This window comes from Pseudomonas kitaguniensis (genome assembly GCF_009296165.1).
Taxonomy (GTDB): domain Bacteria; phylum Pseudomonadota; class Gammaproteobacteria; order Pseudomonadales; family Pseudomonadaceae; genus Aquipseudomonas; species Aquipseudomonas kitaguniensis.
The window spans coordinates 46,573-64,168 of the sequence record NZ_VUAZ01000065.1 but is presented as its reverse complement, the minus strand read 5'-3'; the positions used below and the strand labels follow the sequence as shown (position 1 = coordinate 64,168).

Genomic DNA, 17,596 nt, shown 5'->3' with positions numbered 1-17,596 from the left:
CTTCACCTCATACCCAAGTGGTCGGCGTTAACCGTCCTTCTCGATTTCACAGAGTAGCGGATGCTGGCTTTCCCTGGCGTACTGGTTAACCTGCATGGCCTTTGTCTCGGCGATGTCGCGGGTAAACACTCCACATACTGCCCGTCCTTCTGTGTGAACGGCCAGCATTACCTTGGTCGCCAACTCGCGGTTCAGGTTAAAAAACACCTCGAGCACTTCGACGACGAAATCCATCGGTGTGTAGTCATCATTGAACAAAACCACCTTGTACATCGGCGGCGCCTGTAAGGCAGGCTTCGCCTCCTGAACAGCAATGCCTGCAGAACCGTCGTCATCGTGCTCTTGATCCGGGCGATCCTGATTGAATGTTAGTCGAATCTGGCTGATTGCATGCATGGAAAGAAAGTTTCGTCAGTGGTTCAAATACAGTGGTGGGGGCGACCTGTCAGAATTTCAACTCTGACTGACTGGTCGCCTTGACTATCGGCGAATCAGTGTTACAACCAATAGAACCCACAGTGGGTAAAAAAGGTCCGCGCAGTCAACCTTAATTTATTCGGGTTAGGACGGATAAACTGGATGATACTCCAGTGATGGAGTCTGGTGCAGAGGGATATGGTTATGTCTGGCGTCAAGATCAATGGCAAGGTGAAATGGTTCAACAATGCCAAGGGCTACGGGTTTATTAATGCCGAGGGCAAACCCGACGAAGATCTTTTTGCGCATTACTCAGCGATTACCATGGAAGGATACAAGACGCTCAAAGCTGGCCAATCGGTGAGCTTTGAAACCATTCAGGGACCGAAAGGGCTGCATGCGGTCAACATTGGGACGGCGAAAATGCTCACACTGGAAAAGCTCGCAACCCAATGCACGCATGAACATGAAGAAGGCACATTAACAATGGCTTGATTCGCAGCAGAGCCTGCAGCCCCCCGAAAAACCGCCAGCTCACTTTACCTGAGCTGGCCGGTTTTTTTCTTACCACGCCTTCTACAGGTGCGAAATCTGCGCATTACCGAAACAAGAGCACCGCCACGTGGCGGCCGACACTCTCATGCCACGCCAACTCGCATCCATAACAGCCGATTCAGTTGCCTGAAGCCAGAAAATCAACGCAAAATCGCTCATCTTGGGCACCCCGTGCAAAGCGGACTGCAGCCGCACGCCTGCGACCTTTAGACCAATGGACGACGCTCCTTTTGTATGAAGGCTCGGCGTAGGCACATTGACCTATGTATAATGCTGGCGCTGACCCAAGAGTCACGACAGCTGACCGCTCTAGACAGTGGCCTTCAGCTAGAAAGCAGGACTATTAAAGTAGCTCACCCGCTTGACGCTCGACTGATGCAACCCAACATCATCGCGAAGAAACCTCGACATTTCGCTCATGGATGCTTTGAACGAACGCGCTCCACCCGGCGCATCTCGAGTTTCTGCGCACGCTTTCAGCAAAGAAGAGAGTTAATCCGAATATGCCCACCCGCTCGAAGATCATCTATACCTTCACTGACGAAGCCCCGGCCCTCGCCACCTATTCACTGCTGCCTATCGTAGAGGCTTTCACCGCTTCCGCTGATATTGCCGTGGAAACCCGCGACATTTCCCTCGCCGCGCGCATCCTCGCAAGCTTCCCCGAGCAACTGGGCGCCAAAGCCGTTGCGGACCACCTCGCCGAACTGGGCGCCCTGGCCGTTACGCCTGAAGCCAACATCATCAAGCTGCCTAACATCAGCGCCTCGACTCCTCAGCTGCAAGCTGCGGTCAAGGAACTGCAGGCCCAGGGCTACGCCCTGCCGGACTACCCGGAGACCGTAACCACCGACGCGGAAAAAGAAACCCGTGCACGTTACGACAAGGTCAAGGGCAGCGCCGTGAACCCGGTACTGCGCGAAGGCAACTCCGACCGCCGCGCACCGCTGTCGGTCAAAAACTACGCACGCAAGCACCCGCACAAAATGGGCGCGTGGGCAGCCGACTCCAAGTCGCACATCGCTCACATGAGCAACGGCGACTTCTACGGCAGCGAAAAATCAGTGCAGATCGAAGCCGCTGATGCTGTCAAAATCGAGCTTATCGCTCAAGACGGTACCGCGACCGTCCTGAAAGAAAAGACCTCGGTACTGGCCAGCGAAATCATCGACACCGCCGTGCTGAGCAAAAAAGCCCTGCGCAGCTTCATCGCCGCTGAAATCGACGACGCCAAAAAACAAGGCGTGCTGCTCTCGGTTCACCTGAAAGCCACCATGATGAAGGTCTCCGACCCGATCATGTTCGGCCAGATCGTTGCCGAGTTCTACAAAGACGCCCTGGCCAAGCACGCCCCGTTGCTTGCGCAGATCGGCTTTAACCTGAACAACGGCATCGGCGACCTGTACGCTCGCATCAAAGCCCTGCCGGCCGAGCAACAAGCGCAGATCGAAGCCGATATTCAGGCGGTCTACGCCGCTCGCCCTTCGCTTGCGATGGTCAACTCCGACAAAGGCATCACCAACCTGCACGTGCCGAGCGACGTTATCGTCGACGCCTCGATGCCGGCCATGATCCGTGACTCCGGCAAAATGTGGGGCACCGACGGCCAACTGCACGACACCAAGGCGGTGATCCCGGATCGCTGCTACGCAACCATCTACCAAGCCGTCATCGAAGACTGCAAGGCCAATGGCGCGTTCGACCCAACCACCATGGGCAGCGTGCCAAACGTTGGCTTGATGGCACAAAAAGCCGAAGAATACGGCTCTCACGACAAGACCTTCCAGATCAAGGCTGACGGCGTAGTGCGCGTCACCGACAGCAAGGGCAACCTGCTGATGGAACAGACCGTCGAAGCCGGCGACATCTTCCGCATGTGCCAGACCAAAGACGCGCCGATCCAGGACTGGGTCAAACTGGCCGTCAACCGTGCCCGCGCCAGCAACACCCCGGCGATTTTCTGGCTGGACCCAGAGCGCGCTCACGACGCCGTTATGGTCAAGAAGGTTCAGGCTTACCTGAAAGACCACAACACCGAAGGCCTGGACATCCGCATCATGTCGCCGGTCGACGCGATGAAGTTCACCCTGGAGCGCACCCGCAAGGGCCTGGACACTATCTCGGTGACTGGTAACGTGCTGCGCGACTACCTGACCGACCTGTTCCCGATCATGGAACTGGGCACCAGCGCCAAGATGCTGTCGATCGTGCCGCTGATGAACGGTGGCGGCCTGTTCGAAACAGGCGCTGGCGGTTCGGCACCGAAACACGTGCAGCAACTGGTGGAAGAGAACTTCCTGCGCTGGGATTCGCTTGGCGAGTTCCTGGCCCTGGCTGCCTCTCTTGAGCATTTGGGTGTGACATACAACAACCCCAAAGCCCTGGTGCTGTCAAAGACCCTGGACCAAGCCACCGGCCAGTTCCTCGACAACAACAAGTCGCCATCGCGCAAAGTCGGCAACATCGACAACCGCGGCAGCCACTTCTACCTGGCGCTGTACTGGGCGCAAGCCCTGGCCGCCCAGACCGAAGACACTGCACTGCAAGCGCAGTTTGGCGAGCTGGCCAAAACCCTGGCCGCCAACGAGGCAACCATCGTTGCCGAGCTGAACGCGGTACAAGGCAAGCCAGTCGACATCGGTGGCTACTACGCACCGAACCCAGAGCTGACCAGCAAGGCCATGCGCCCAAGCAATACGCTTAACGCGGCGATTGCCAAGTTGAAGTAAGGTTGTAAGGCGACACCACAAACCCCGGCCATGTGCCGGGGTTTGTGTTTTAAGTGTTTATGCAACGCCGTACTCATTGCGCCAAGCCGCCTCGATAATCGTGAGCAACTGCGACTTGTACCATGGCTCCCAGCCCGCCCTATGCTTGAGTTCGACAGCAAACTCCGGAAGCACTGGCAGATGCGCGAGCACCTCTATATTTTTCAACCCCGGAACTTCGGCCAACCACGGCAGGAGCGTTACGCCCACCCCTGCCTGGACCGCTGAACGCAACGACATCAAATCTTCCGACTCATACACGCAGCGCCACCTGATGCCACTTTCCTCCAAACGCCGAATTGCCAAACTCCTGAACACGCAAGGCGCCTTGAACAAGGCCAGCGCAACTTCCTCACCGTCAAAAGGGGCAACCGCAAGCTCGCCGCCCAGCCACTTTAGCGAAAGTGCATGCAAAGGTACGCCCGCAACTCTCGGCAACTCGCCAATCATCAAGCCAACATCAACCAGCCCATCATTGAATGCTTCCGCGAGCAACGCGGAACGCGCCACCTTGACCACAATACGCACTGAAGGCAGTTCAAGAGCGACCACAGGAATGACGCGCTGCAGGATTTCCTCGCAAAAGTATTCGGGAATGCCCAGCGTTACCGACTCTTGAGTGCGACTCACATCAAATAAAACCCCCACCTTATCGTTGACGCTGACTAACTGCTGCGCATAGCCGGTCAGGCGCTCCCCTTCAAGCGTGAGCAACACTTGGCGGTTGTCGCGAGCGAAAAGCTCGACACCCAGCAAATCCTCCAGCCGCCGAATCTGTTGACTGATCGCTGGCTGCGTAAGGCTCAGCACCTGTGCGGCCCGAGTGAAACTGCCAAGCTCTGCGACTTTCAGGAAACTACGCAGCGACTGAATATCAAGATTGACTCTCATGACACACCAATGCGAATGGATAAATGCGCCCAAGCATTAGTGCAAGACGCCAGCTATATCTGTCAAGACCTCCTACTTTGCCCGCGAATGATTCATCAAATACACACCAACGCCCGAAACAATAAACCCCACTATCGCTATTACACTTGGCACTTCACCCAACACCAACGACGCCATGATCTGCGTCACCGCAGGAATAACATGAAACAAGTTGGTTGCCTTACTCGCTTCACCTCGCCGAATCATCAGATACAGCAACGTCAGCGCCCCCACGGAGTTCATTAACGTGATCCAGGCCACTGACGCTGCGAATGGCACCCACTCGGTCACTTGCATGGTTTCGGTGGTGTAAGCCAGCACCAACATGACCAGCGACGCGGTAACCATTTGAATGAAACAGCCCACCCACAGGCTCACGCCACCCAGAAAGCGTTTCTGATAGAGCGTTCCGAGCGTGATACCCACCAGCGCCAGGCCTACCGCGCCATAGCCGCCCATTGACGCCTCGGAGCCGAAGAAGCTGCTGGCCACAACAATGGCAACGCCACCCACACCTAGAATCGAGCCCGGAAGGTCACGCCAACGCAATTGCTCGCCTAAACAGAAATAGGCTCCGATCACTACAAACACCGGCATCAACCCGACGATCAGAGCGGCCTGCCCTGCGGGAACGCCCTGGCTGATGCCGGTGTAAAGCCCGCCAAACTGCAGAGCCTGCAAGAGCAACCCCACTGCTGCCGCATGCAGGTAGGGCGCGAGCCGTTTCGGCCACTCGGCCTTGATGGCGAGCGCTACCCCCAGGAAAATCAAAGCAGCCAAGGCAAAGCGGTAGAACGTCATGGTGAAGGGTTCGCCATAGCGAACACCAAATGCGCCGCCGATGTACCCGGAACTCCACAGCAAGATGAAGGCAATAGGCAGCGGCGATGTAAGACGTACCTCGTAGCTTTTGTGGGCAATCGGACTCATGTCATTTCTCCAGTGGCAAGTGTTCTGGAGAGGTAAACTGCGCTACAGCTACGCCAGGGTAAAATCACAAAATGTCAGATTTGACATGCCGTTTGCTTATGCACACACCTTCAATCGAGAGCTCCCCATGACCTGGCAACCCCACATCACCGTCGCCACCGTCGTCGAAGACAATGGCCGCTTCCTGATGGTCGAAGAGCTCAAGGGCGGCCGCGCGGTGCTCAACCAGCCCGCCGGCCACTTGGACCCGAATGAAACCCTGACCGAGGCCGCCGTGCGCGAGACCCTCGAAGAAACCGGCTGGGACGTCGAAGCCACCGCCATTCTCGGGATTTACCTGTACACCGCGCCGAGCAATGGCGCGACCTATCAACGGGTGTGTTTCATCGCCAAGGCCCTGAAACACCACCCTGACTATCAGTTGGACGAGGGCATCATCCGCGCCCGCTGGCTGACGCGGGACGAACTGATGGCGGTGCGCGACGACTGGCGCAGCGAGCTGATCATCCGCTGTATCGATGATTATCTGGCGGGTCAGCGCCACAGTCTCGAATTGATCCGCCCTTCTCTTTAGCCTTGCGGGCGCGAGCCTGCTAGAATCGCGTCCTTTTTAAAGACACCCGTTGAAACCTTATGCGTGATCCAGCCCCTTCTGACACACAAAAGAAGCGCGTCATCGTCGGCATGTCCGGCGGCGTGGATTCTTCCGTTTCCGCCGTTCTGCTCATGGAGCAGGGTTATGAGGTGGAAGGCCTGTTCATGAAGAACTGGGAAGAAGACGATGGAACGGAATATTGCACCGCGATGGACGACCTGGCGGACGCTCAGGCCGTTTGCGACAAGATCGGCATCAAGCTGCACACCGCCAACTTTGCCGCTGAGTACTGGGACAACGTGTTCGAGCACTTCCTGGCCGAATACAAGGCCGGCCGTACGCCGAACCCGGACATCCTGTGTAACCGCGAGATCAAGTTCAAGGCGTTCCTCGACTACGCCATGATTTTGGGCGCAGACCTGATCGCCACTGGCCACTACGTGCGCCGCCGCGACATTGAGGGCCGCACCGAACTGCTCAAGGGCCTTGACGCGAACAAAGACCAGAGCTACTTCCTGCACGCCGTCGGCGGCGAACAGATCGCCAAGACCCTGTTCCCGGTGGGCGAGCTGGAAAAACCCGAAGTGCGCAAGATTGCCGAGAAACATGGCCTGGCCACGGCCAAGAAAAAGGATTCCACCGGTATCTGCTTTATCGGCGAGCGCCGCTTCAGCGATTTCCTCAAGCAATACCTGCCGGCACAACCGGGCGAAATCAAAACCACCGAAGGCGAGGTCATCGGCCGCCATCACGGCCTGATGTACCACACCATCGGCCAGCGTCAGGGGTTGGGCATCGGCGGGCTGAAAGATGCCGGTGAAGAGCCGTGGTACGTGCTGGTCAAGGACCTGGAACACAACGAGCTGATCGTTGGCCAGGGCAATGAACACCCTTGGCTGTTCTCCGGCGCCCTGCTCGCTTCGGACATCTACTGGGTCAACCCGGTCGATTTGAGCACACCGCGCCGGCTGACCGCCAAAGTACGCTATCGCCAGAGCGATCAGCCGTGCACCCTGGAAAAAACCGCCAGTGGTTATCGCGCGACCTTTGATGACCCGCAACGCGCAGTCACGCCGGGCCAATCCGTGGTGTTCTACGACGGCGAAATTTGCCTGGGCGGTGGCGTGATTGAAGTCGCCGAGCCCTGGAGCCGTCAGGCATGAGCCCGACCCAAGAGCAACTGACCGCACTCGGCGGGGTGTTCCTTGCCGCCGTGCTGGTGGACAAGATCGCCAAGACCGGCCAGGTCACCGAGGCAGGCCTGACCTGCATGCTCGGCAGCCTGTTGATACGCGACCCCAAGGACACCCTTGAGGTGTACGGCGGTGATGACTTGGCGCTGCGTGAGGGTTACCGCGCGCTGATCGGTGCGCTGGAGCGCGACCCAAGCACGTTGCAGCGTGAGCCGCTGCGCTACGCCCTGTCGATGCTCGGCCTTGAGCGCCAACTGGCCAAGCGCGAGGACATGCTCGACACTATCGGCAAACGCCTGCCGCAGATTCAGTCGCAGGTTGAACACTTCGGGCCGGCTCACGAAAACGTGATCGCCGCCACTGGCGCGCTGTACCAGGACACCTTGAGCACCTTGCGCCAGCGCATTCAGGTGCACGGCGACATGCGCAACCTGCAGCAACCAAACAACGCCTCTAAAATCCGCGCGCTGCTCCTGGCCGGTATTCGTTCGGCGCGGTTGTGGCGGCAGTTGGGCGGCCATCGTTGGCAGTTGGTGATCAGCCGGCGCAAATTGCTCAAAGAGCTTTACCCGTTGATGCGCAACGAATAAGTCGCAGCAACAGGCCATTTTCAAGCCGTTACGCGTAATACGCCGGTCAGTTGGCAACGGGCCGGCGGATTTTTCATGTATGATACGCGCCCCATTTCGTTGCCCGACTGTCCGAGAACACCCCATGCAGCTCTCTTCGCTCACTGCGGTTTCCCCTGTTGACGGCCGCTACGCCGGCAAAACCCAGGCCCTGCGCCCTATTTTCAGTGAATACGGCCTGATCCGTGCTCGTGTTCTGGTTGAAGTGCGCTGGCTCCAGCGCCTCGCCGCGCATTCCGCCATCAGCGAAGTGCCGGCGTTTTCCGCCGAAGCCAACGCTGTATTGAACACCCTGGCGGAAAACTTCTCGCTGGAGCACGCCGAGCGTGTGAAAGAGATCGAGCGCACCACCAACCACGACGTCAAAGCCATCGAGTACCTGCTCAAAGAGCAAGCGGCCAAGTTGCCGGAACTGACCCAGGTCAGCGAGTTCATCCACTTTGCCTGCACCAGCGAGGACATCAACAACCTGTCCCACGCGCTGATGCTGCGTGAAGGCCGTGATGACGTAATGCTGCCGCTGATGCGCCAGACCGCCGAAGCCATCCGCGAGCTGGCGATCCGTTTCGCCGACGTGCCGATGCTGTCGCGCACCCACGGCCAACCGGCCTCGCCGACCACGCTGGGCAAAGAGCTGGCGAACGTGGTGTACCGCCTGGAGCGCCAAATCGCTCAAGTCGCCGCTGTGCCGCTGCTGGGCAAAATCAACGGCGCCGTGGGCAACTACAACGCACACCTCTCGGCCTACCCGGAAATCGACTGGGAAGAAAACGCCCGCGCCTTCATCGAAGACGAGCTGGGCCTGGGCTTCAACCCGTACACCACGCAGATCGAACCGCACGATTACATTGCCGAGCTGTTCGACGCGATTGCGCGCTTCAACACCATCCTGATCGACTTCGACCGCGACATCTGGGGCTACATCTCGCTGGGCTACTTCAAGCAGCGCACGATTGCCGGTGAAATCGGTTCGTCGACCATGCCGCACAAGGTCAACCCGATTGACTTCGAAAACTCCGAAGGCAACCTCGGCATCGCCAACGCGCTGTTCCAGCACCTGGCCAGCAAATTGCCGATCTCGCGCTGGCAGCGCGACCTGACCGACTCCACCGTGCTGCGCAACCTCGGCGTGGGCTTCGCTCACAGCGTGATCGCGTACGAAGCCAGCCTCAAAGGCATCAGCAAGCTTGAGCTCAACGCGCAAAAAATCGCCGCTGACCTGGATGCGTGCTGGGAAGTATTGGCTGAGCCGATCCAGACCGTCATGCGCCGCTACAACATCGAAAACCCGTACGAAAAGCTCAAAGAGTTGACGCGCGGCAAGGGCATCAGCCCCGAAGCGCTGCAAACTTTCATTGATGGGCTGGACATGCCAGCCGCTGCCAAGGCCGAGCTGAAACTGCTCACCCCGGCCAACTACATCGGCAACGCGGTGGCCCAAGCCAAGCGCATCTGATTAGCGTAAGCCCTCTTGAGACGCCCGGCCGCGCCGGGCGTTTTTATTCCAGTCTGAAAAGTGCTTTCTTTCAATAGGTTACACATGAATCCTGACATCCCTCTTCAACTTCTGGGCGGCATCACGGCACGGGAATTCCTGCGCGACTACTGGCAGAAAAAACCCCTGCTGATCCGTCAGGCCATTACTGATTTCGAAAGCCCGATCGACGCCGACGAATTGGCCGGCCTGGCCCTGGAAGAAGAAGTCGAATCGCGCCTGGTGATCGAGCACGGCGAGCGCCCTTGGGAACTGCGCCGCGGCCCGTTCGCCGAAGACGCCTTCAGCACCTTGCCCGAGCGCGAGTGGACCCTGCTGGTGCAGGCGGTCGACCAGTTTGTGCCGGAAGTTGCCGAGTTGCTCGAACACTTCCGCTTCCTGCCAAGCTGGCGCATCGACGACGTGATGATCAGCTTCGCCGCCCCCGGTGGCAGCGTCGGCCCGCACTTCGACAACTACGACGTGTTCCTGCTGCAAGCGCAAGGCAAGCGCACCTGGAAAATCGGCCAGATGTGCAGCTCCGAAAGCCCGCTGCTGCAACACGCCGACCTGCGCATCCTCGCTGAATTCGAACAAAGCGAAGAATGGGTACTGGAACCGGGCGACATGCTTTACCTGCCGCCGCGCCTGGCACACTTCGGTATCGCCGAAGATGACTGCATGACCTACTCGGTGGGTTTCCGTGCACCGAGCGCCGCCGAAGTGCTGACGCATTTCACCGACTTCCTCAGCCAATACCTGACGGACGAAGAGCGTTACACCGACGCCGACGCCCAGCCGGTCAGCGACCCGCACCAGATTCAGGCCGATGCGCTTGGCCGCTTGAAAAGCCTGCTGGCCGAGCACATGAGCGACGAGCGCATGCTGCTGACCTGGTTCGGCCAGTTCATGACCGAGCCGCGCTACCCGGAACTGGTGGCGGGCGAAGAACTGGGCGAAGAAGACTTCATCAACAGCCTGGAAGGCGGCGCGATCCTGGTGCGCAACCCAAGCGCGCGCATGGCCTGGTCGGAAGTCGACGACGACGTGTTGCTGTTCGCCAGTGGCCAGAGCCGTTATCTGCCGGGCAAACTGCGCGAGTTGTTGAAACTGGTGTGTTCGGCCGATGCGCTGCACAGCGATAACCTCGGCGAATGGCTCAAAGACGAAGATGGCTGCAACCTGCTGTGCGAACTGGTCAAGCAGGGCAGCCTGGGATTTGCCGATGAATAAAATTCACGTACGTGTCGCGGACTGGCATAAGGACATCGCTGAGATTCGGCGCATTCGTGAAGCGGTATTTATCGCTGAACAATCGGTGCCACCGGAGCTGGAGTGGGATGCGGACGACGCCGACGCGGTGCATTTTCTTGCGTTCGAAGGCGACTTTCCGATTGGTACCGCTCGCCTGCTGCCCAGCGGCGAAATCGGCCGCGTGTCGGTGCTCAAGGACTGGCGCGGGCTGAAGGTCGGCGACAAGCTGATGGAAACCGTGATGGGCATGGCCGAGAAACGCGGCCAGACCAAGCAGTTCCTCAGCGCGCAGGTCTACGCTGCGCCGTTTTATGAGCGGCTGGGCTTCAAGATCGTCAGCGATGAGTTTCTTGAGGTCGGGATTCCGCATGTGGATATGGTGCGCGGGGGCTGATCCAAGACCTTGGCGCGGCCATCGCAGGCAAGCCAGCTCCCACAGGGGAATGCATTGCAACTGTGGGAGGGGGCTTGCTCCCGATGGCTATTTCAGCGACACCCAAAATGCCCTGCCCTGTCAGGGCATTTTGCCGTCTAAGATTCAACTTGCGACCTGCCAGGCCGACAAACTGGCACTATCACGCCTAAATGACTCGCAGAGATAACGGCCATGTCCCTACGCACCCTGCTCACCGCACTCCTCCTGACCGCCAGTTGCTCGGCACTCGCCGACACACAAGTGCTGGACCTGAGTAACCGCACCAGCGCCGACCTGCTGCCGGTCGCGCAGAACTTCATCGGCAAGGACGGCACCGTCAGCGCCTACGGCAACCAACTGATCGTGAATGCCGACCCCGGCAAAATCCAGGGCTTGCGCGCCCTGCTCTCACAGTTGGACACGCCCGCGAGGCGCCTGCTGATAACCGTCGACACCAACGAAAATAATCAGCAAAGCAGCGGCGACAGCCAGACCCGCATCATCAGCTACGGCACCACCAGCCGCGACGGCGGCGTGCAACAGATCCAGGCCAGCGAAGGTGTGCCCGCGCTGATCCAGGTCGGCCAAAGTGTGCCATTGACCACCACCCAGCCAGACGCGTACGGCCGCCCGCAAAACCAGACGCAGTACCGCAACGTTACTCAGGGTTTTTACGTCACCGCCAGCGTCACCGGTGAAACCGTACACCTGGCTATCAGTACTAACCGTGACCGCATGAGCCAGGAACGTCCCGATGTAGTGAACGTTCAAAGTACCGACACAACCGTCAGTGGCCGCTTGGGCGAATGGATCCCGCTGGCCGGCATCAACCGCGAGACCCAAGCCGATAAAACCTCTACAACCCGCAGCTACTCTACTCAGGGCCGTGATGACCTGACGTTGCGGGTCAAGGTCGACAGCGTGAACTGAAGCGCCAAAAACTGACCGCCGAGTCGTATAAGACTAAAGATGTAGTGCTTTAAAAAAAGCACTACAAAACATTTGACGATCCAAAAAAGCCTGTGCATGATGGCCTCGCTCCCGCTAATCAGGGGCCCTGGCAAGGGCTCTCGGATCGTCGCTCTAAACTACCCACCTGAGCCGATTCGTGTCTGTACCGCCCACAAGGTGTGTTTGACGTTGGTTGCGACTGGAACGAAGTTGTCCCGAGGGACGGAAGCTAACCAGGTAACCCGGCCACACACTGATGGATCGTACAGAGGCCCACGACGCCCGAAGACCGTCCGCAGTTCGCCCTTACCTGCTCAAAGCCGCCCCTTGAGCCTATCGTTCATCCCGTCGCCACCCCCGCCAAACCCGACTTGACCGCCCAAGCTTCTGGTCAGCGAGCCGCCATTGCCACGCACTGAATACGTGGCCGGCAAACGGAATTTTCAACCCAGTAGTTTTTTCCACAAAAGACGCGACGAGGTTTTTCCCCATGGCACTGACACGCGAACAGCAAATTGCAGCCCTAGAAAAAGACTGGGCTGAAAACCCACGCTGGAAAGGCGTGACCCGCGCTTATTCCGCTGCTGACGTCGTCCGCCTGCGTGGCTCGGTTCAACCTGAGCACACCTTTGCAAAACTCGGCGCCGATAAGCTGTGGAACCTGGTGACCCAGGGTGCCAAGCCTTCCTTCCGCCCCGATAAAGATTTCGTCAACTGCATGGGCGCCTTGACCGGCGGCCAGGCAGTGCAACAGGTTAAAGCCGGTATCCAGGCGATTTACCTGTCCGGCTGGCAAGTGGCGGCGGACAACAACTCCGCCGAGTCCATGTACCCCGACCAATCGCTGTACCCGGTGGACTCCGTACCTACGGTGGTCAAGCGCATCAACAACGCGTTCCGGCGTGCCGACCAGATCCAATGGAAAGCCGGTAAAGGCCCGGGCGACGAAGGCTACATCGACTACTTCGCGCCAATCGTGGCCGACGCCGAAGCCGGTTTTGGTGGCGTATTGAACGCCTATGAACTGATGAAAAGCATGATCGAGGCCGGTGCTGCCGGCGTTCACTTTGAAGACCAACTGGCCTCGGTGAAAAAATGCGGTCACATGGGCGGCAAAGTGCTCGTGCCGACTCAGGAAGCGGTGCAGAAGCTGACCGCTGCTCGCCTGGCCGCTGACGTGGCCGGCACGCCGACCATCATTCTGGCGCGTACCGATGCCAACGCGGCTGACTTGCTGACATCGGACTGCGACCCGTACGACCAGTCGTTTGTGACCGGCGAACGCACCAAAGAAGGCTTCTATAAAGTACGCGCAGGTCTCGACCAGGCCATCTCCCGCGGCCTGGCCTATGCACCGTACGCCGACCTGATCTGGTGCGAAACCGCCAAGCCGGACCTCGACGAAGCGCGTCGTTTTGCCGAAGCAATCAAAAAGGAATACCCGGACCAACTGCTGTCCTACAACTGCTCGCCGTCTTTCAACTGGAAGAAGAACCTCGACGACGCGACCATTGCCAAGTTCCAGCGCGAACTCTCGGCGATGGGCTACAAGCACCAGTTCATCACCTTGGCCGGCATCCACAATATGTGGCACAGCATGTTCAACCTGGCGCACGACTACGCCCGCAACGACATGACCGCCTACGTGAAGCTGCAAGAGCAGGAATTCGCCGATTCGGCCAAGGGTTACACCTTTGTGGCGCACCAGCAGGAAGTGGGCACCGGCTACTTCGACGACATGACCACCGTGATTCAGGGCGGCAGCTCGTCCGTTACCGCACTGACCGGTTCGACCGAAGAAGAACAGTTTCACTGAGTAATGCTTGACTACCTGCGAGTACGCAGATGAGTAAACGGCCATTGCGGGCCCGTTAAAGAGCTGACCGCAGTGCCGCACGATCTGACGCCCCAACTGGTTTGGGGCGTTTTTTTTTTGCAACAGTTTTATCCGACAGGCTGCTAGCCCCGTCAAACCACAGCAGGCCGTGCAGATGGGGCGCGTTGTTGACCCTGCCGCACGGGCGTTGGGTAACAACTAAACATGCCCTATTACAAAGAAACGGGCAAAATTGGCGCCTGATAAAATGGAGTGCAGGTATGAAGTTGCTCAAAGGCGTAATTCTGGGTGCTGTGCTGCTTGTTGTCAGCGCTGGCGCGCTGGGGCTTTTCTACATCCTCCCGCAACACGAGGTGGTGCTGATCACCGGAGGTGAGGTTAAACGTGTCGATCAGGATGGCGTGATCAATGCCGAGAACCCGGCGGACGGTCCGACTCGCGACGTTTACTTCATCAACACCGAACACCCGGATTCCAAAGACGTGATGGTGTATCGCAATGAGGACACCGGCTGGTCGTTCCCCTGGTACTTCAAGTTCGATTCTGCCGACATCCAGGCCAAGGCCCAGGGTTACTCGCGTAATGCCGAGCAATTGGCGCTCGTGCGGTACTACGGGTGGCGCATCAAGATACTCTCGGTGTTCCCGAACATCACCGACATTGAGGCCACCAACAGCCGTGAAGAACCTTTCCCCTGGTTCAATACGCTGTTCCTCGGCGTCATCGCGCTGGTGGTTATTGTGGCGGTGGTGTTGGTCAAACGTCGCCTGAAGCGGCGGCATCAGACCGTCGCACATTGAGCCAAGCATGAGTTTATAAAACGCGCACATGAAAAAGCCCCGCTCGAAAGACGGGGCTTTTTTTAACCCGATGGGTTAGCCGATGCTGACGCCGTGTGCTTCAGCCAGCGGCTTCAAGCCACCTGCAAAGCCTTGGCCGATCGCCTTGAACTTGAACTCTTCGCCGCTGCGATACAGCTCACCGAACACCATCGCGGTCTCGGTGGAGGCGTCTTTGCTCAGGTCAAAACGTGCCAGCTCTTTGCCGTCAGCCTTGTTGACGACACGAATGAAGCTGTTGGAAACCTGACCGAAGGTCTGTTTACGCGCTTCGGCATCGTGAATGGTTACCGCAAATACCAGCTTTTTCACCTGCGGGGCCAGCGAAGTGAGCTTTACAGTCACTTGCTCATCGTCGCCTTCGCCGGCACCGGAGCGGTTATCGCCCATGTGCTCGACGGAGCCGTCAGCCGACTTTTTGTTGTTGTAGAAAATGAAGCTGTTGTCGTCGAGCACTTTGCCGTTTTCACCCACGATGAACACCGAGGCGTCGAGGTCAAACTCGGTGCCGTCGGTAACACGTGGGTCCCAGCCCAGGCCTACGACTACTTCAGTCAGCCCTGGAGCTTCTTTGGACAGTGAGACGTTGCCGCCTTTGGAAAGACTTACAGCCATGATCAGTTTCCTTGTTCTGGACGTAGGGGTTAGAAGTTCATGCCATACGAGTTGGCCAATGCCTTGAGGCCGCCGGCAAAACCCGAACCCACAGCACGGAATTTCCACTCGCCGTTGTTACGGTACAGTTCGGCGAAGATCATCGCGGTTTCGGTCGACGCATCTTCTGCGAGGTCGTAACGAACAATTTCAGCGCCGCTGACTTCGTTGACGACACGGATGAACGAACCACCCACTTGGCCGAAATTCTGCTTGCGTGCGTCAGCATCGTGAATGGTCACGGTGAAGGCGACGCGGTCGATGTCCGCAGGCACACGGCTCAGGTCGATTTTCAGCACTTCATCATCGCCATCGCCGGCACCGGTGCGGTTGTCGCCGGTGTGCTCGATGGAACCGTCAGCGCTTTTGAGCTGGTTGTAGAAAATAAAGTCGGCATCGCCACGCACTTTGCCGTTGGCACCCAGCAGGAACGCGCTGGCGTCCAAGTCAAACTCAGTACCGTCAGTCGCGCGAGGATCCCAGCCCAGACCGATAAGGATCTTGGTCAGTGTCGGGTCGGTCTTCGAAAGAGACAGGTTGCCGCCTTTTTGAAGGGTCAGTGCCATGAGTACAACTCCTTGTGAGTCACTATTTGAGGTTACGATTTATCGGTTTCGGCTTCTTCTTTTTGAGGGAAGAGCACGCTGGCAAAAATACCGATGGCCAGAACAACCATAACGATGATCAAACTGGTGTTCGGATCAATGTTGTAGCCGTGATGGAAGATGTGGTCGGTCGCATTCAAGCCAAGTTTTACGGCAATGAAGAACAGCAGTGCGATGACGGCTTTTTCCAGGTGGACCAGATAGCGTTTCAAGGCTTCCAGCACAAAGTACATGGTCCGCAGACCCAGAATCGCGAAGAGCATTGCCGAGAACACGATCAATGGCTCGCGGCTGACTGCGATCACGGCCGGAACAGAGTCAAACGCAAACAGCACGTCGGAAACTTCCATCACCACCAGGCAGAGGAACAGCGGGGTCGCGAACAAACCACCTTTGGCGGCCAGCGACATGCCTGCGTTTTCTGGCTTGGTCAGCTCGGCTTCCAGGGTCTTGCGACGCACGAAGAAGTCATGGCCGTGCAATTTCGGCCACACCGGGAACAGTTTCTTGGCGAAACGGTAGGCCATGTGTTGGGAGTAATCTTCTTCTTCCTCGTCGTCGCCACCGCTTCTAAGCATCATCACAGCGGTCCAGGCAACCACCAACGCAAACACCACTTCGACCCAAGGCCCCAGTGCCAACAGGCCGGTACCGATGGCAACGAAGATCAGGCGGAATACGATGGCGCCGATGATGCCCCAGTACAGCACGCGGTGACGCAGGCCATTAGGCACCTTGAACCAGGCGAAGATCGCCATGAACACGAACAGGTTGTCCACACTCAGCACTTTTTCAAGGGCGTAACCGGTGATGAACAGCGTCGCAACTTCAGAACCGTGCTCGACGTACAGGAACCCTGCAAAGCCGAACGAGATGAGGATCCAGAACACCGACCAGGCCGAGGCACGCGCCAGGCTGATGGGCTGGTCACCACGGTGGGTAAACATGTCGAGAACCATTGCACCAATCGCCAGTGCTACAAACACGGCGATGGTCAGCGGGGGGAAACCCAGGTGGCTAACTTCCACAGTAATGTTCCTTAGAGTTCAAAGTCAGCTGGGGGAAGGCCCAGCTCGAGACAAATCAAACGGCAAACGGCTTTTTCTTTGTCGTCGAAATTACCGTCCGACGCGCCAATGGCGCAGGCGACACGCACGAGCAAACGCCCGGCGCCGTCCTTGCCTTTAATTTTGTTGATGTTTTTCAGGGCTTCGGCCTGACCGATCTGAAAGTCGAACTCGAACTTGGCACACGCGTCATTGAACACGTTGATGACGTCGGTCAAGTTGAACACTTTCAGTTCGGGCGAGTTGCTGATGAAACCTGCCATCTTGGTTTTTTCGGCCGAAGAGACTTCACCATCGGCCGCCGCGACCATTGCGCAACTGTTGGCGACGGCCTCCATGAACTCTCTGTTTTTGAACTTGGCCACCTCGGTGGTCAATTTCTCGCGGGCCAGCGCCGCATTCGTTTTCAGCCATGACAACATGTCGTTCACCTCAAAGGCGGGCCGGTGTGGCCCGCCATATTCAACCGCACGTTTAAAATAG

General features: G+C 58.1%; 18 protein-coding genes. 11 read left to right on the top strand and 7 right to left on the bottom strand.

Annotated features, from left to right (window positions below; all coding sequences use genetic code 11):
* Positions 1-27 precede the first annotated feature (27 nt).
* The gene (gene clpS, locus F0169_RS12380) at positions 28-396 is read right to left on the bottom strand and encodes an ATP-dependent Clp protease adapter ClpS (protein WP_053256829.1); all 369 of its coding nucleotides are present in this window, start codon (positions 394-396) and stop codon (positions 28-30) included.
* 225 nt (positions 397-621) lie between these two features.
* On the opposite strand from clpS, the gene F0169_RS12375 reads away from it, so the two are divergent.
* Complete coding sequence (locus F0169_RS12375; protein WP_058415492.1) at positions 622-912, top strand: cold shock domain-containing protein; 291 nt, start codon at positions 622-624, stop codon at positions 910-912.
* Positions 913-1,475: 563 nt separating this feature from the next.
* Positions 1,476-3,701, top strand: coding sequence for an NADP-dependent isocitrate dehydrogenase (locus F0169_RS12370; protein WP_058415493.1), 2,226 nt, complete (start codon positions 1,476-1,478; stop codon positions 3,699-3,701).
* A gap of 57 nt (positions 3,702-3,758) precedes the next feature.
* Here the strand turns inward: F0169_RS12370 and F0169_RS12365 are convergent, their stop codons facing one another.
* Both F0169_RS12365 and F0169_RS12360 read right to left on the bottom strand, forming a co-directional pair.
* Entirely contained in the window at positions 3,759-4,631 is an 873-nt protein-coding gene (locus F0169_RS12365) for a LysR family transcriptional regulator (RefSeq protein ID WP_152746684.1), read from the bottom strand.
* A 72-nt stretch (positions 4,632-4,703) separates the two neighbouring features.
* A complete protein-coding gene (locus F0169_RS12360) occupies positions 4,704-5,600 on the bottom strand; it encodes a DMT family transporter (RefSeq protein WP_152746683.1) in 897 nt (298 codons plus the stop codon).
* Positions 5,601-5,727: 127 nt separating this feature from the next.
* Between F0169_RS12360 and F0169_RS12355 the strand changes: the two genes are divergently transcribed.
* From F0169_RS12355 to F0169_RS12315, 9 genes are all read left to right on the top strand, one after another.
* Entirely contained in the window at positions 5,728-6,174 is a 447-nt protein-coding gene (locus F0169_RS12355; protein ID WP_152746682.1) for an NUDIX hydrolase, read from the top strand.
* Between the two features lie 59 nt (positions 6,175-6,233).
* Positions 6,234-7,358, top strand: coding sequence for a tRNA 2-thiouridine(34) synthase MnmA (gene mnmA / locus F0169_RS12350; protein WP_058415497.1), 1,125 nt, complete (start codon positions 6,234-6,236; stop codon positions 7,356-7,358).
* On the top strand, positions 7,355-7,978 hold the full coding sequence (gene hflD / locus F0169_RS12345) for a high frequency lysogenization protein HflD (protein WP_058415498.1): 624 nt from the start codon (positions 7,355-7,357) through the stop codon (positions 7,976-7,978). Before mnmA ends, hflD begins: the two co-directional genes overlap by 4 nt.
* Positions 7,979-8,102: 124 nt before the next feature.
* Positions 8,103-9,473: an adenylosuccinate lyase gene (purB, locus tag F0169_RS12340; protein ID WP_152746681.1), complete on the top strand. Its 1,371-nt coding sequence runs from the start codon at positions 8,103-8,105 to the stop codon at positions 9,471-9,473.
* An 84-nt stretch (positions 9,474-9,557) separates the two neighbouring features.
* Complete coding sequence (locus F0169_RS12335; protein ID WP_058415500.1) at positions 9,558-10,724, top strand: ribosomal protein uL16 3-hydroxylase; 1,167 nt, start codon at positions 9,558-9,560, stop codon at positions 10,722-10,724.
* Entirely contained in the window at positions 10,717-11,139 is a 423-nt protein-coding gene (locus tag F0169_RS12330) for a GNAT family N-acetyltransferase (RefSeq protein ID WP_058415501.1), read from the top strand. Before F0169_RS12335 ends, F0169_RS12330 begins: the two co-directional genes overlap by 8 nt.
* A 213-nt stretch (positions 11,140-11,352) precedes the next feature.
* A complete protein-coding gene (locus F0169_RS12325) occupies positions 11,353-12,090 on the top strand; it encodes a secretin N-terminal domain-containing protein (protein WP_152746680.1) in 738 nt (245 codons plus the stop codon).
* A gap of 511 nt (positions 12,091-12,601) precedes the next feature.
* Positions 12,602-13,927 (top strand): isocitrate lyase, encoded by a 1,326-nt coding sequence (gene aceA, locus F0169_RS12320; protein WP_058415503.1) that lies wholly within the window; start codon positions 12,602-12,604, stop codon positions 13,925-13,927.
* A 281-nt stretch (positions 13,928-14,208) separates the two neighbouring features.
* On the top strand, positions 14,209-14,748 hold the full coding sequence (locus F0169_RS12315) for a DUF1523 family protein (protein ID WP_058415504.1): 540 nt from the start codon (positions 14,209-14,211) through the stop codon (positions 14,746-14,748).
* Between the two features lie 75 nt (positions 14,749-14,823).
* Here the strand turns inward: F0169_RS12315 and F0169_RS12310 are convergent, their stop codons facing one another.
* From F0169_RS12310 to F0169_RS12295, 4 genes are read right to left on the bottom strand one after another with little or no spacing between them, the layout of a single operon-like run.
* Entirely contained in the window at positions 14,824-15,402 is a 579-nt protein-coding gene (locus F0169_RS12310; RefSeq protein ID WP_152746679.1) for a TerD family protein, read from the bottom strand.
* Between the two features lie 29 nt (positions 15,403-15,431).
* Positions 15,432-16,007, bottom strand: coding sequence for a TerD family protein (locus F0169_RS12305; protein ID WP_058415506.1), 576 nt, complete (start codon positions 16,005-16,007; stop codon positions 15,432-15,434).
* 32 nt (positions 16,008-16,039) lie between these two features.
* Positions 16,040-17,074 (bottom strand): TerC/Alx family metal homeostasis membrane protein, encoded by a 1,035-nt coding sequence (locus tag F0169_RS12300; RefSeq protein ID WP_099239558.1) that lies wholly within the window; start codon positions 17,072-17,074, stop codon positions 16,040-16,042.
* An 11-nt stretch (positions 17,075-17,085) separates the two neighbouring features.
* Positions 17,086-17,535: a tellurite resistance TerB family protein gene (locus tag F0169_RS12295; protein ID WP_058415508.1), complete on the bottom strand. Its 450-nt coding sequence runs from the start codon at positions 17,533-17,535 to the stop codon at positions 17,086-17,088.
* Positions 17,536-17,596: the final 61 nt, after the last annotated feature.

Coding starts and splice junctions, on each gene's coding strand:
- F0169_RS12335 (WP_058415500.1), top strand. CDS start 9,558: ATGAATCCTGACATCCCTCTTCAACTTCTGGGCGGCATCACGGCACGG.
- F0169_RS12325 (WP_152746680.1), top strand. CDS start 11,353: ATGTCCCTACGCACCCTGCTCACCGCACTCCTCCTGACCGCCAGTTGC.
- F0169_RS12360 (WP_152746683.1), bottom strand. CDS start 5,600: ATGAGTCCGATTGCCCACAAAAGCTACGAGGTACGTCTTACATCGCCG.
- F0169_RS12305 (WP_058415506.1), bottom strand. CDS start 16,007: ATGGCACTGACCCTTCAAAAAGGCGGCAACCTGTCTCTTTCGAAGACC.
- F0169_RS12375 (WP_058415492.1), top strand. CDS start 622: ATGTCTGGCGTCAAGATCAATGGCAAGGTGAAATGGTTCAACAATGCC.
- F0169_RS12295 (WP_058415508.1), bottom strand. CDS start 17,535: ATGTTGTCATGGCTGAAAACGAATGCGGCGCTGGCCCGCGAGAAATTG.
- F0169_RS12330 (WP_058415501.1), top strand. CDS start 10,717: ATGAATAAAATTCACGTACGTGTCGCGGACTGGCATAAGGACATCGCT.
- purB (WP_152746681.1), top strand. CDS start 8,103: ATGCAGCTCTCTTCGCTCACTGCGGTTTCCCCTGTTGACGGCCGCTAC.
- mnmA (WP_058415497.1), top strand. CDS start 6,234: ATGCGTGATCCAGCCCCTTCTGACACACAAAAGAAGCGCGTCATCGTC.
- aceA (WP_058415503.1), top strand. CDS start 12,602: ATGGCACTGACACGCGAACAGCAAATTGCAGCCCTAGAAAAAGACTGG.
- clpS (WP_053256829.1), bottom strand. CDS start 396: ATGCATGCAATCAGCCAGATTCGACTAACATTCAATCAGGATCGCCCG.
- F0169_RS12365 (WP_152746684.1), bottom strand. CDS start 4,631: ATGAGAGTCAATCTTGATATTCAGTCGCTGCGTAGTTTCCTGAAAGTC.
- F0169_RS12310 (WP_152746679.1), bottom strand. CDS start 15,402: ATGGCTGTAAGTCTTTCCAAAGGCGGCAACGTCTCACTGTCCAAAGAA.
- F0169_RS12370 (WP_058415493.1), top strand. CDS start 1,476: ATGCCCACCCGCTCGAAGATCATCTATACCTTCACTGACGAAGCCCCG.
- hflD (WP_058415498.1), top strand. CDS start 7,355: ATGAGCCCGACCCAAGAGCAACTGACCGCACTCGGCGGGGTGTTCCTT.
- F0169_RS12355 (WP_152746682.1), top strand. CDS start 5,728: ATGACCTGGCAACCCCACATCACCGTCGCCACCGTCGTCGAAGACAAT.
- F0169_RS12315 (WP_058415504.1), top strand. CDS start 14,209: ATGAAGTTGCTCAAAGGCGTAATTCTGGGTGCTGTGCTGCTTGTTGTC.